This window comes from Methylocystis bryophila, from assembly GCF_027925445.1.
In the GTDB taxonomy this organism is placed as follows: domain Bacteria; phylum Pseudomonadota; class Alphaproteobacteria; order Rhizobiales; family Beijerinckiaceae; genus Methylocystis; species Methylocystis bryophila.
Genome location: NZ_AP027149.1, coordinates 2,511,664 through 2,524,097 on the forward strand (window position 1 = coordinate 2,511,664; position 12,434 = coordinate 2,524,097).

Below are 12,434 nucleotides of genomic sequence, written 5' to 3' on the forward strand. Positions count from 1 at the left end.
GCGGAAGACGTCCGGCCCGACGCTGTGCGGCTTGCGATCGCGCTTGCCGCTTGCGCAGCTTCGTCGCCTCGGCGATCAGCGGCGCGTCAATAATTCACCCGGATCGACGGTTCGAGGGTCGTCATGCGTGTCCGGCGATCGGCGAGAGCTTCCCGAGATCGACGCCGATCAAGCGCAGCGCACGCACATATTTTGTGTCGAGGTCGTGATCGAAGAGGATTGCCGGGTCGGCCGGGCAATGCAGCCAGCCGTTGAGCTGAATCTCGTTTTCGAGCTGGCCAGCGTCCCAGCCGGCGCAGCCGAGCGCCAGAAGCGCTTGATCCGGCCCTTGCCCAGTGGCGATCGCGCGCAAAATGTCGATCGTCGCCGTCAGCGACACGGCGTCGTTGATTTTGAGCGTCGAATTGTCGATGAAGAAATCGCCTGTATGCAGCACGAAGCCGCGGTCGGTCTGCACGGGTCCGCCCGAGAGCACCTGCACGTCGCGCGCGGCCCGGGGCAGGCTGATCCGCTCGGCGGAGTCGATCACCCGCAATTGCTCGAGCAGCTCCGGAAAATTGCGCACGCTCGAAGGACGGTTCAACATGATGCCCATTGCGCCTTCCGCAGAATGCGCGCACATGTAGATCACCGCTCGCGCGAAGCGCTCATCCGACATGCCGGGCATGGCGACCAGCAATTGTCCGTCGAGGAAAGATCTCTGCGCGGTTTGGGAAAAGCGCCCCGAGGCAGCGCGGGCTTTTCTGGCGCCGCCCTTTTTGCGCGGGGGCGGGGCAGCCGCCTCCGGATCGACGCCGCTGTCGCGGTCTTCGTCGCTCTGCCGAGCCTCTTCTCGGCCATTGTCCCTTGACGCGGGTTGCTTGTCACGAGTCGGTTTCATAGACTAATGCTACGCCCGCCGCGCCCCGTCGACAAGGCGCGAAGTTGGCCCCTCGCCAAACAAGCGGAATTTTTGAGAGAACCGCCGACGGTTTTCACAGAGAGCGCCGCATGACGACGACCTGCCTTCGAGCAAGAGGCTCGACCGTCGCTACAACACCTCCGGAGCAAAGAAGAATGCACAAATTGCGGGCGACGCCGTTCCTCCTGCTTGCGGTCGTCTTTTCTTGCCTGCCGGCCGCCGCCGAGCCTTTCGCTTCCGACCCTTCGGTCGGACGATTGTCATCGGCGCGCCTTCTCGCCGGAGCCGCCGAGCCCGACGGCGTGCGGCTTGCCGCGGTGGAGATCGCTCTTGCTCCGAAGGCGGTGACCTATTGGCGAGCGCCCGGTCAAGCTGGCGTCGCGCCCACGCTCGATTTTTCGGCTTCCGAAAATCTGGCGAGCGTCGAGACGCTTTTTCCCGTCCCAAAACACATAAAGGAGGCCAGCGGCGTCGTCGCCGGCTATGAGTCCAGGGCGGTCTTCCCGCTGCGCGTGACCCCGCGCGACCCCAAGGCTCCAGTGAAGCTCGATTTGAAGCTCGATTACGCGGCCTGCGAGAAAATATGCTTGCCCGTCCGCGCGCATTTGAACCTGCTGCTCAGCCCCGGCGCGACCTCTCCTCATGCGGCGGAAATCGCCCGCGCGCTCGCGGAAAGCGTGCCCAAACGCCTCGAGGCGGCCGCAGCGCGCGACTTGCTGGCGCTGCGCCGCGAGGGCGAGCCGGGCGGCTGGCGTCTCGATTATCGCGGCAAGGGCGCGGTGCTGGACGTTTTTTGCGAGGTCGCAGACACTTTCACGCTCGAATCCGAGCGTTCGGGCGAGGGCTTTGCGCTGACGCTCTATTCGGCGACCGGCGCCCGGACCGCCCCAAAGGAGTCTTTGACCGCGACGCTGACAATCGTCACCGATCAAGGCGCATGGGAAGCGCCAATCGTGCTGCAATGATCGAAAGCTCATTTCTCGGGGAATAAAGCCGACCTCTCCCGAGTCTCCTCTCTGCCGGTCTCGATCCGGCGACAGGAGGAGATGATGAGCAGCAATCAGAAGGGCAATGGCGTCGACCGCCGGCACGCGCTTGAATGCATGGCCTGGGGCGGGACGGGGCTTGTGTGGACGCTCTCGGGCGGCGTTCCCGGAGCAAAGCTTGTCGGCGGCGCGCAAGCCGCCGCGGCCGGCTTTTCCTTCGTGCAGATTTCCGACAGCCATGTCGGCTTCGACAAGCCGGCCAACCCCAATGCGCTCGGCACGCTGGAGGAAGCCATCGCCAAGATCGGCGCGCTTCCGACGAAGCCAGCCTTCATGATCCATACGGGCGACATCACGCATCTTTCCAAGCCGCAGCAATTCGACGACGCGGAGCAGCGCATCGCGCGCGCCAAGCTCGACGTGCATTATGTGCCAGGCGAGCACGACATCATCGACGAGAACAACGGACAGGCCTTCCTCGACCGCTACGGCAAGGGCTCGAAGGGCAAAGGCTGGTTCTCGTTCGATCACGGCGGCGCGCATTTCGTCGGCCTCAACAACGTCTTCGACCTGAAGGCGGGCGGGATGGGGAATCTCGGAGCCGAGCAGCTCGCCTGGCTCGCCGACGATCTTCGCGGCAAACTCGCGTCGACGCCCGTCGTCGTCTTTGCACATGTTCCCCTGTGGACGATCGCGCCCGAGTGGGGCTGGGGAACGCAAGACGCGGCGGAAGCGCTGAAGCTCTTGGCGCGATTTGGGTCGGTCACGGTCCTCAACGGCCATATTCACCAGCTCATGCAGAAGGTTGAGGGCAATGTGACGTTTCACACGGCGCGTTCGACAGCCTTTCCGCAGCCTGCGCCAGGAACCGCGCCGTCGCCCGGCCCGAAGCTCGTCCCCGCCGGCGAGCTGCATAGCCTGCTCGGCGTCACCAATGTGGCGTTGAAGCGCGGGCAAGCGTCCCTCGCCATCGTCGATTCCTCGCTCGCCGGCTGAAGGGAGAACACCGTCATGACCCGCTTCGCGTTACAGCTCCTTTACCTCGTGAGCGCTCTGACCTTGCTTGCCGCGGGCGCGGCCAAGGCGGAAGAGACGACGATCGCCATCGACAATTTCGCTTTCACGCCCGCCGTGACGACGGTGAAGGCCGGGACGTCCGTGCGTTTCGTCAATCACGACGACATTCCGCACAATGTCGTGCTCGCAGACGGCAACGCTCGGTCGAGAGCGCTCGATACGGACGACAGCTACGTTCACCTCTTCGACAAGCCAGGCAAGTTCGTCTATTTTTGCGGCCTGCATCCACAGATGAAGGGCGAGATCCAGGTGACGCCCTGACCAGCCGTGATGGTGACACGTGACCAGCGAGGCGGCGCGGCGGCGCTTTACCCAGAACGTGCTGCCGCATCTCGACGACGCCTATTCGCTGGCGCGTTGGCTGACCGGCAGCGCGACTGACGCCGAAGACGTTGTGCAGGAAGCCTGCCTCCGCGCGCTGAAGGCTCTCGATGGCGCGCTGATCGAGAACCCGCGCGCCTGGGTGCTCGCGATCATTCGCAACACAGCCTTCACTTGGCTCGCCAAGAACCGGCCGCATGTTCTCGTTTTGTCAGGCGGCGAGGAGGAGGTGCGCGCGCAGCAGATTGACCTGCAGGAGCTGGGGGCGCCGACGCCAGAGGAAGCGCTCATCGCCAAAGCGGATCGCGAGGGCGTCGCGGCTGCGATCGACGCCTTGCCGCTCCTCTTCAAGGAGACCCTGGTCATGCGCGAGATTAACGGCCTCTCTTATCGCGAGATCGCGGAGGCGACCGGCGCGCCCATCGGCACGGTGATGTCGCGTCTGGCGCGGGCGCGTGCATTGCTGCTCGCGACATTGGGACCAAGGTCATGACCGAGGAACAGGACGCGCTGCTCATCAATGCGCTGGCCGACGGCGAGCTCGACGCGGCCAGCGCGCTCGCGCTGGAGAAGAGGCTCGCATGCGAGCCCGAGTTCGCGGCGCGCTATGCGGCGATCGTGGCGCTGCGTCGGACGCTGCGCGAGACGGTGGAGCTCGAGAGCGCGCCCGCTAGCCTTCGCGAGCGCATGGCGGCCTTGGCGGCGGACGTCCCTCGCGCGCCGGCGCCGCGGCGACGGGAAGCCGCCTGGTCGCGCCTTTTTGTCCCGGCGCTCGCTGCGGCGCTTGCGCTGGGCGTCGGACTCGATCGCCTGTGGATGTCTTCCAGCGAAACCAACCCTAGGCTCGAGTCGCTCGTCGCCGCCTATCGGCGCGGACAGATCGCCGATCAGCCGGTCGATGTGGCCGCCAGCGACAGGCACGTCGTGAAGCCCTGGCTCGCGCGCAAGCTTCCCGTTTCAACTGCCGTCGTCGACCTTGCGAGCGAGGGCTTTCCGCTTGTCGGCGCACGCGTCGACATCGTCGCCGGCGCTCCGGCGCCGACGCTCGTCTACAGCCGCCGCCAGCATGTTATCGCTTTGACCGAGCTTCCATTAGAGAGGCTTCCCAGTGGGCGGGAAGGGTTGCACGGCTATTCGTCGCAAGCCTGGAGCGACGCCGATCGCAGCTATGTCGCCGTCTCGGATCTCTCGCCCTCCGAGCTCGCGCTCTTCGCCGAGCTCTTCCGCAAGGCGACGGCGTCGGAGAAGAGCGGGGGGAAGGATTCGCGCTGAGGTTGCGCTGCCCACTTGATCCTCATAACGTTAGGCGTTATATCGACTCATGATCAGGAGCTTTGCCGACGCTGAGACGGAGTTGATCTGGTCGGGCCGCCGAAGTCGCCGGCTTCCGTCTGACATTCAATCTGGCGCGTTGCGCAAGCTTCGTCTTCTCAATCAGGCGCGCGTGCTCGATGATCTTCGCGTTCCACCCGGCAATCGGCTCGAACCGCTCAAAGGCGATCGTGCGGGAGAACATTCAATCAGGATCAACGCCCAGTGGCGTATCTGTTTCGTTTGGAGCGAGGGAGGAGCGTCTCGTGTCGCAATCGTCGACTACCATGACTGATCTTCTGGAGAACCCGACGCCCGGAGAAATCCTCGCCGAGGAATTTCTGAAGCCGATGGGGCTGAGCCAGAGCGCGCTCGCTCGGGCCTTGCATGTGCCCCCGCGCCGCATCAACGAGATCGTGCTCGGCAAGCGCGCGGTCACCGCCGACACGGATTTGCGCCTCGCCCGCTATTTCGGCCTTTCCGAGGGGTTCTTTCTCGGCCTACAGGCCGATTATGATCTGATGGAGCGACGCCGGCAGATCGGGCGCGAGCTCGAGGCGATCGAGCCGCGGGCCGCGTGACTCGGGCCAGAGCGTTTGGCGAACAAGGCGGACGGGGAAGTGGTGCATTGTCCCCTTCGCCCGCGACCTGCTCCATCGCCGCGACCGGCGCTTCGACATCGACCCAGCCCGCGCATTAGGCTTCCCTTGCTACGATTAGCTAAATTAGCTAAATACCCAAAAAACAGTGAGTCTACCGCATGCCCACTTACTCTCTGACCGATCTCAGCAACAAATCCGGCGAGGTCACCGAAGCCGCGTTCCGTGGTCCCGTTGACATCACCAGTCGCGGGAAGCGGAAATTCGTACTGCTTACCGCCGAGGACTACGACAGGATAAAAGGGCGAAGCGCACACCGTGTCGTGCATGTCGACGATCTATCGCCTGACGAAGCCAATCATTACATAGCAGCGCTCTCGGCCCCGATCGACGAAGTGAATGATTAAGCCCGTCTCCGGACTTGTCATTCGTTATAACTATCTTTGGGCGCGTGAGAGCGGTCGCGGTGAAGAGTCAGGACGCAAAAGCCGCCCTGTCTGCGTCCAAATCATTGTTGGGACAGGCGGAAAACAGCGGAAGTGCCTGCTGTTTCCGATTACAAGTCAGCCGCCTCGCCCTGAGACTTGCGCGCTGGAGATTCCGCAGACGGAAGCCCGGCGCGTAGGGTTGGCGTTGCCGGCGTGGATCGTCGTTGACGAATGGAATGAGGATGATCTCGAGACGACGGACTGCCTTGCGTCGGCCGAGCCTCTGGGCGCATTCGGCAGGACATTCGTGCAACGCATCCGCGAAGCGGCCGTCGAAGCCATAAAAGCGAGGCGGCATCGTGCAGTAAACCGGCGTTGATCCCTCAATGCGCCTCGTCCCAGTTGCGCGCCGCGCGCGCGTCGACCTTCAGCGGCGCGGCGAGAGCGACGGCGGGTAGAGGCGCCTCGACCATCACGCGCTTGACGACTTCGATCGTCTTCTCCGCTTCCGCTTCCGGCGCCTCGAACACCAATTCGTCATGCACCTGCAGCAGCATCTGCGCCGAAAGCCCTTCTGACAGCAGCGCCGCGTCCATGCGAACCATCGCGCGACGGATGATGTCGGCCGCAGCGCCCTGAATCGGCGCGTTGATCGCCTGGCGTTCGAAGAAGGCGCGCTCAGAGGCGTTGGCGGAGCCGATGCGCGGGAAATGGCATTTGCGCCCAAAAATCGTCGTGACCACGCCCTTCTCGCGCACGGTCTTCTTCATCGCGTCCATGTAGTCGCGAATACCGGGGAAACGTTCGAAATAGGTCCTGATGTAGAGCGCCGCCTCCTCGCGCGGAATGCCGAGCTGATTGGCGAGGCCAAAGGCGGAGATGCCGTAGATAATGCCGAAATTGATCGCCTTGGCGCGGCGCCGCACCTCGGACGGCATGCCTTCGATCGGCACGCCGAACATCTCAGAGGCCGTCATCGCGTGAATGTCGAGGCCATCCGCGAAGGCCTTTTTCAACTGCGGAATGTCGGCGACATGCGCGAGCAACCGCAGCTCGATCTGCGAGTAATCGGCGGAGATCAGCACGCGCTCCGGCGGCGCCACGAAGGCGGCGCGGATTTTCCGGCCGATCTCGTTTCTGACGGGGATGTTTTGCAAATTCGGGTCGGAGGAGGAGAGCCGCCCCGTGCTCGTGGCGGCGAGCGCGAAAGAGGTGTGCACGCGCCCCGTTGTCGCATTGACGAAACCCGGCAGCGAGTCGGCGTAAGTGGATTTGAGCTTGGCGAGCTGGCGCCACTCCAGGATCAATCGCGCAAAGCTGTTTCCGTCTTCGGCGAGATCTTCCAGCACCGAGGCCGAGGTCGACCATTGCCCGGTCGCGGTCTTTTTCGCGCCGGGCAGGCCCATCTTGCCAAATAAGATGTCCCCGAGCTGCTTGGGCGAGCCGAGATTGAAACGCTCGCCGGCGGCTTCATAAATTTCATCCTCGAGCCGCGCCATGGTCTGCGCGAACTCGCTCGACAGCCTTGCGAGAATCACGCGGTCGATCGAAACGCCGCGCGTTTCCATCGCGTGCAGCGTCGCGACCATCGGCCGTTCCAATGTCTCATAGACCGTCGTCGCGCCCTCGGCCGCAAGTCGAGGCTTTAAGACGCGCCACAATCTCAAACATACGTCGGCGTCCTCGGCCGCGTATTCTGTCGCCTTGTCGATCGCCACGCGCGCGAAGCCGACGAAACTCTTTCCTGTCCCGGCGACCTCGCCGAAAGCGATGTTCTTGTGCCCAAGATGCTTTTGCGCAAGCTCGTCGAGGCCGTGATTGTTGCGGCCGGAGTCCAGCGCATAGGAGATCAGCATCGTGTCTTCGATCGGCGCGACGGCGACGCCGCAGCCGCCGAGCACAGTGAGATCATATTTCATGTTTTGGGCGATCTTGAGCACGCCCGGGGCTTCGAGCAAGGGCTTCAGACGCGCGATCGCGTCATGCATGGAGATCTGGCCTGCGATGAGCTCGGCGCCGCCGAAGAGATCATCCGGCCCGGCGCGATGCCCGAGCGGAATGTAGCAGGCGCGTCCGCCCGGCAGCGCGAGCGAGACGCCGACGAGATGGCAGGTCATCGGATCGAGCGAGGTCGTCTCGGTGTCGAACGCGACGAGGCCGGCGTCATAGGCGTCGGCGATCCATTGGTCGAGCCGCTCGAGGCTTTGCACGGTCTCATAGCGGCTGCGGTCGATGGGCGCCGCCAGCGCGAGTTTCGCGCGCGCAGCCGCGAATGCCTGCGGCGTCAGCTCCGATGCCTCTCGCGGGCCGGGTAGGGGTGTCGGGGCAGGGGGCGGCGGCGCCAAGAGGGCGACCTCGCCGTTGCGTCCCCGCCAGCCGCTCGCGCCCAGGAACGCCGGGTCCGGATCAATCTTCGACGGGTCGACGCCGTAAAGCTCGCCGACGCGCCGCGTGATCGTCGTGAACTCCATCGCAAGCAGAAAGGCCACGAGTTTTTGCGGATCGGGATCGTGAACGCCAAGATCCTCGAGCGGGATTTCGATATCCACGTCGCGCACGAGCTCGACGAGCTTTTTCGAGATGCGGATCAACTCGACGTTGCGCGGCTCGGTCAGCGCCTCACGGCGCTTCGGCTGCTTGATCTCGCCCGCGCGCGCGAGCAGCGTGTCGAGATCGCCATATTCGCCGATGAGCTGCGCGGCGGTCTTCACGCCGATGCCCTTGGCGCCCGGGACATTATCCGTCGAGTCGCCGGCGAGCGCTTGCACGTCGACGACCTTATCCGGCGCGACGCCGAAATAGTCGCGCACCTCGCCCTCGCCGATGAATCGCTCCTCGCGCCCGCCGAACTTGCCGGCGACGCCAGAGGCCGGATCATACATGGAGACGCCTTCGCCGATGAGCTGCATCAGATCCTTGTCGGCGGAGACGATCAGCACTTGCGCGCCTTTCTCGCGCGCGAGTCGCGCATAAGTGGCGATGAGATCGTCAGCCTCGTAACGGTCCTGCTCGATGGGCTTGAGACCAAAGGCGCGCACGGCGTCGCGCATCAGCGGAAATTGCGGCACGAGATCCTCGGGCGGATCGGGCCGGTGCGCCTTGTATTCGGGATAGATTTCCTTGCGGAAGGAGTTTTCGGATTTGTCGAAGATGATGGCGAGATGCGTGGGGGTCTCGCCCGCCGCCCCGTCGCGCAGGAACTGCAGGATCTTGGCGCAGAAGAGCCGCACGGCGCCGGTCGGCAATCTATCGGAACGATAGTTGTATTTGGCGTCCTGCCGGATCGATTGAAAATAGGCGCGAAAGACGAAGGACGAGCCGTCGACGAGAAAGACGCGGGAATTCGGTCCGAGTTCTGCGTGGGAGAAGCTCATTTATGGCTCGCGATCGATTGTTGTCTCGGGCTCGTGACGGCGAGCCTCCCAGGCGTCGAGATAATCCTGGGAGCGCATCTCTGAGAGGCGGGACGCCGCGCGGCGAATGTCCCAGACCTCCGAGCCGTCTTCGGCGTCATAGAGCTTGGCGGGTTCGGCCTCGGCGCTCAGGAGGAGCTTCGCCTTGGCGTCGTAAAGAATGTCGACAAGCGTGATGAAGCGGCGCGCTTCGTTGCGGCGCTCATAGTTCATGCGCGGGACGTCGCTGACGATCACCGTGTCGAAGGCCGCGGCGATCGCGAGATAGTCCGCGGCGCCGAGCGGCCGTCCGCAAATTTCCCCGAAGTCGAATCGCGCCGTCTTGCCGTTGGCGCGCGCGATCTTCAGGCGCCTTGCGCCGACGGCGATCGCGGTCTTCTCATAGGGCGCGGCGTCGAAGGCCGCACGGGCTCGGGAGGCCTCTTCCGCGTCGTGAATGAGAAAGAAGACTTGCTCCGCTCGGAGCTTGCCGAGCCGAAAATCTTCCTGCGCATCGAGACGCACAATCTCCATGCGCCTTTCCACGAGGTCGATGAAGGGCAGGAAGAGATCGCGATTGCGTCCGCCCTCATAGAGCCGCTGCGGCTCCGCATTCGACGTCGCGACGATGACAACTCCGGCGGCGATGAGCGCCGCGAAGAGCCTCGCCAGGATCGTGGCGTCGGCGATGTCGAAGACCGCGAGTTCGTCGAAGCAAAGAAGCCTCGTCTCGCGGGCGAGCGCCGCGGCGACTCGCGACAAGGGATCGGGGCCGCTGTTTCCGGCCCGGCGGCTCGCATGGAGCCTCGCGTGGACTTCGGTCATGAAGGCGTGAAAATGCGTGCGGCGCTTGTGGTGTGTCGGCGCCGCTTCGAAGAAGAGGTCCATCAGCGTCGTCTTGCCGCGGCCGATGTCTCCCCAGAGGTAAAGGCCCCGTGGCGGATCATTGCGGGCAAGCCCCCAGGGCAGGCGAGGGCGGCGCTGCGCCTCGAGTTCGCCGAGCAGCCGGTCGAGCGCGCCGATCGCCTCGCACTGCGCTTCGTCGCGCACGATCCTGCCCTCGGCGACGAGCGCCTCGTAGCGCGCCGAGAGCAGCGGCGGGGCTTTCCGAAACAGGGAGGTCAAAGGCCCCTCTCACTCAAACGACACTTCACAGCCGGCGCATCCGTCCGCTTGTCGCAGCCAGAGCGCCCTCGCGCAATTCAAAATACAGAAGCCGTTTGGGGTCGACCGGGCCGGGCATTGTGATCTTCCCCAGGGGCGCCCGGGCGAAGCCGACGCGGGCGTAATATTCCTCGTCGCCGACGAGCAGCACGAGGCCTTGGCCCGAGGCGCGCGCAGCGTCGAGCGAGAGCTTCATCAGCGCCTCGCCGACCCCTTGCGAGCGGAAGGCGGGCTCGACGGTGAGCGGCCCGAGCAGCAGCGCCGGCGTCGAGCCGACGAGAATCGGCGTCATGCGGTTGGCGCCGACGAGCAGCGTGCCGACGCGAGCGACGAAGGAGAGCGCGTAGTCGGGGGCGACGTCCTCGCGCAGCCGATAGGCGGTGCGGGCGAAGCGCCCCGGTCCGAAGGCGCGCTCGTCGAGCTTTTCGACGGCGGCTTCGTCCTCGGGAACGAGCGGCGAGAAACGCAGGGCGAGGTCCATGCGGGCGAGGTAGCATGGGCGCGGCGGCGCCGAAAGCGGGCTCGAGATCGCCTGCGGGTCCGGACGGGGGGCTCCCTGGCCGAACAGGAGAGGGGGCAGGTGAGCGCGCCCTCCAGGCAACGCCGTGAAGAAAAACCGCAGCCCGGATGGGCGGCGGCTGTTAGTTTTTGGCCCGTTAGCCGCGAAGGGCGCGAGCGCGAGCATAGAGGAGAAGAGTCGCGAGACCGAGCAGGCCCGCTCCAGGCGCGGGGCCGGGGGCCGTCGCCGCTTCCGCTATGAACGCAAAATCGCCCGAGCCCTGATTGCCGGCCTCGAGCCACGTGCCGGTGATGACGTTGACGCCCGGTTGCAGGGCGAAGGCGCCCGAGCTCATGTTCGGGTCGCCCAGCGATACATTGATGTCCCCACCGTCGAAATTAACGTTCGGAGTCGGAATGGACGTGAAACCGCCTGGCAGGGCCGTCTGTCCCGGGTTCTGGCCGGCCGCGGTGAACGGGCTCGCCGCGACGTTCATCGCGACGCCATTGTCGAAGAGCTGGAACTGGTCGCCGGTCCGCTCGACGTCGGTCACGGTGAGAGTTCCGCCGCTGGTCGTGGTGATGGTCCAGCTGGTCCCCGCCGGCGCTGTGATCGCGTCGGCGAAGCCGCCAGGCAGCACCGGCCCGTTGATGAGCGAGCCGAAAGCCGGCCCGGGGCTCGTGAGAGCCGACGGCGCGGGGTCAAAGAACCCGGCAGCGTACCACTGATTGAAGACGATGTTGTCGGCGCGCGCTGGCCCCGCGCCAAAGGCGAGGCTAACCGCTCCGATTGCAGCGGCGATAGCCGCCAACTTACTAAGTCTCATGTTGTTTCTCCCGACTCGAAAGAGAGCTGCCCCTTGGACAAGCGACGGCCGCCACCGCCTGGATCGGCTAGAGCATCGCCGGGAAATAATCTTCCGCAGTACAAAGTATGTAAACCTGGCTATCGCCCGAGAGTAAAATATTGGCCATCTGTGGATTTGGCGCAACCGTACGCGCATATGCGTACGTAACTCAGAAACGTACGTATCTATTCTTAGAGACTCTACTCAGCTGGTCTGAGAAGCGTGCAAGCAAGAGGTTTCAGCTCATCGCGCCGAAGCCGCCGCTTGGGGTCGCTGCGCTTACCAATAGGCAGACATCGCGGCTCCCGTCAGCACCTCGGCGATGCGCGCCCGCGTCCCGAGCGTCGTCGTCGCTGGCAAGGCGTCGATGGAGAAGAAGCCGGCTTCGGCGATCTCGCGGTCCGGGACGTGCGGCCCGATCTGTCGGAAGTCGCGCGTCACATAGAGCGCGACATGGTCGCGCTTCGAGGCCGCACGGTTTAGGTAGATTCCATGCAGCGTCAGTGGCCCTTCGGCCTCGACGTTCGTCTCCTCGACGAGCTCGCGCCGCATGGCCGCCTCCATCGTCTCGCCGCCTTCGACGCCGCCCCCAGGCAGGAAGTAGCCTGGCACATAGGTGTGACGCACCAGCAGCACGCGCGTCTGATCGTCGACGACGAGCGCGCGCACGCCGAGCGTCATCGGCCGCGTCACGAGCGCGAGGCGGGTGAGAATTTGCGTGCTGAGATGCGCGCGTGGTCGGGGCGGTTTCGGCATGGCGTCTCTCGTCGCTTCGGGCGACCGTCAGCCTAGAGCGCGATGCGAAAAAGTGGAAACCGGTTTTTCACACAAATCGCGCTCTAAACTTTTAGAATCGATCACGTCCTCTGCGTTCAGGCGTTTCCGCCTGAACGCAGCGTGATCTAGAGC

General features: G+C 64.6%; 15 protein-coding genes. 9 read left to right on the plus strand and 6 right to left on the minus strand.

Annotated elements, in window-relative coordinates; translation table 11 throughout:
- Positions 1–121: 121 nt before the first annotated feature.
- Positions 122–880, minus strand: a complete 759-nt coding sequence (locus QMG80_RS11725; RefSeq protein WP_085772979.1) for a YqgE/AlgH family protein — start codon at positions 878–880, stop codon at positions 122–124.
- Positions 881–1,056: 176 nt separating this feature from the next.
- On the opposite strand from QMG80_RS11725, the gene QMG80_RS11730 reads away from it, so the two are divergent.
- The 9 genes from QMG80_RS11730 (at position 1,057) to QMG80_RS11770 (ending at position 6,002) form a co-directional block, all read left to right on the plus strand.
- Positions 1,057–1,866 carry a protein-disulfide reductase DsbD domain-containing protein gene (locus tag QMG80_RS11730; RefSeq protein ID WP_245299982.1) on the plus strand — a complete coding sequence of 270 codons (810 nt, stop codon included), beginning with the start codon at positions 1,057–1,059 and terminating at the stop codon, positions 1,864–1,866.
- 84 nt (positions 1,867–1,950) lie between these two features.
- The gene (locus QMG80_RS11735; protein ID WP_085772980.1) at positions 1,951–2,883 is read left to right on the plus strand and encodes a metallophosphoesterase family protein; all 933 of its coding nucleotides are present in this window, start codon (positions 1,951–1,953) and stop codon (positions 2,881–2,883) included.
- Positions 2,884–2,898: 15 nt separating this feature from the next.
- A complete protein-coding gene (locus QMG80_RS11740) occupies positions 2,899–3,225 on the plus strand; it encodes a cupredoxin domain-containing protein (RefSeq protein ID WP_085772981.1) in 327 nt (108 codons plus the stop codon).
- A 19-nt stretch (positions 3,226–3,244) separates the two neighbouring features.
- Positions 3,245–3,778, plus strand: coding sequence for a sigma-70 family RNA polymerase sigma factor (locus QMG80_RS11745; RefSeq protein ID WP_085772982.1), 534 nt, complete (start codon positions 3,245–3,247; stop codon positions 3,776–3,778).
- A complete protein-coding gene (locus QMG80_RS11750) occupies positions 3,775–4,557 on the plus strand; it encodes an anti-sigma factor family protein (RefSeq protein ID WP_085772983.1) in 783 nt (260 codons plus the stop codon). The genes QMG80_RS11745 and QMG80_RS11750 overlap by 4 nt, the downstream gene beginning before the upstream one ends.
- Before the next feature lie 49 nt (positions 4,558–4,606).
- Complete coding sequence (locus QMG80_RS11755; protein WP_085772984.1) at positions 4,607–4,891, plus strand: type II toxin-antitoxin system RelE/ParE family toxin; 285 nt, start codon at positions 4,607–4,609, stop codon at positions 4,889–4,891.
- Positions 4,863–5,177, plus strand: a complete 315-nt coding sequence (locus tag QMG80_RS11760; RefSeq protein WP_085772985.1) for a HigA family addiction module antitoxin — start codon at positions 4,863–4,865, stop codon at positions 5,175–5,177. Before QMG80_RS11755 ends, QMG80_RS11760 begins: the two co-directional genes overlap by 29 nt.
- A 179-nt stretch (positions 5,178–5,356) precedes the next feature.
- Complete coding sequence (locus tag QMG80_RS11765; RefSeq protein ID WP_085772986.1) at positions 5,357–5,602, plus strand: type II toxin-antitoxin system Phd/YefM family antitoxin; 246 nt, start codon at positions 5,357–5,359, stop codon at positions 5,600–5,602.
- Positions 5,595–6,002, plus strand: a complete 408-nt coding sequence (locus tag QMG80_RS11770; protein WP_085772987.1) for a hypothetical protein — start codon at positions 5,595–5,597, stop codon at positions 6,000–6,002. Before QMG80_RS11765 ends, QMG80_RS11770 begins: the two co-directional genes overlap by 8 nt.
- A 4-nt stretch (positions 6,003–6,006) precedes the next feature.
- Here QMG80_RS11770 and polA read toward each other — a convergent pair whose 3' ends face one another.
- The 5 genes from polA to QMG80_RS11795 form a co-directional block, all read right to left on the minus strand.
- The gene (polA, locus tag QMG80_RS11775) at positions 6,007–8,997 is read right to left on the minus strand and encodes a DNA polymerase I (RefSeq protein WP_085772988.1); all 2,991 of its coding nucleotides are present in this window, start codon (positions 8,995–8,997) and stop codon (positions 6,007–6,009) included.
- Entirely contained in the window at positions 8,998–10,140 is a 1,143-nt protein-coding gene (gene zapE / locus QMG80_RS11780; RefSeq protein ID WP_245299983.1) for a cell division protein ZapE, read from the minus strand. It abuts the gene before it with no gap.
- A 25-nt stretch (positions 10,141–10,165) separates the two neighbouring features.
- Entirely contained in the window at positions 10,166–10,660 is a 495-nt protein-coding gene (locus QMG80_RS11785) for a GNAT family N-acetyltransferase (RefSeq protein WP_085773842.1), read from the minus strand.
- Positions 10,661–10,835: 175 nt separating this feature from the next.
- Positions 10,836–11,504 (minus strand): hypothetical protein, encoded by a 669-nt coding sequence (locus tag QMG80_RS11790; protein ID WP_158658862.1) that lies wholly within the window; start codon positions 11,502–11,504, stop codon positions 10,836–10,838.
- Positions 11,505–11,804: 300 nt separating this feature from the next.
- Positions 11,805–12,281, minus strand: coding sequence for an NUDIX domain-containing protein (locus QMG80_RS11795; RefSeq protein ID WP_199768991.1), 477 nt, complete (start codon positions 12,279–12,281; stop codon positions 11,805–11,807).
- Positions 12,282–12,434 lie beyond the last annotated feature (153 nt).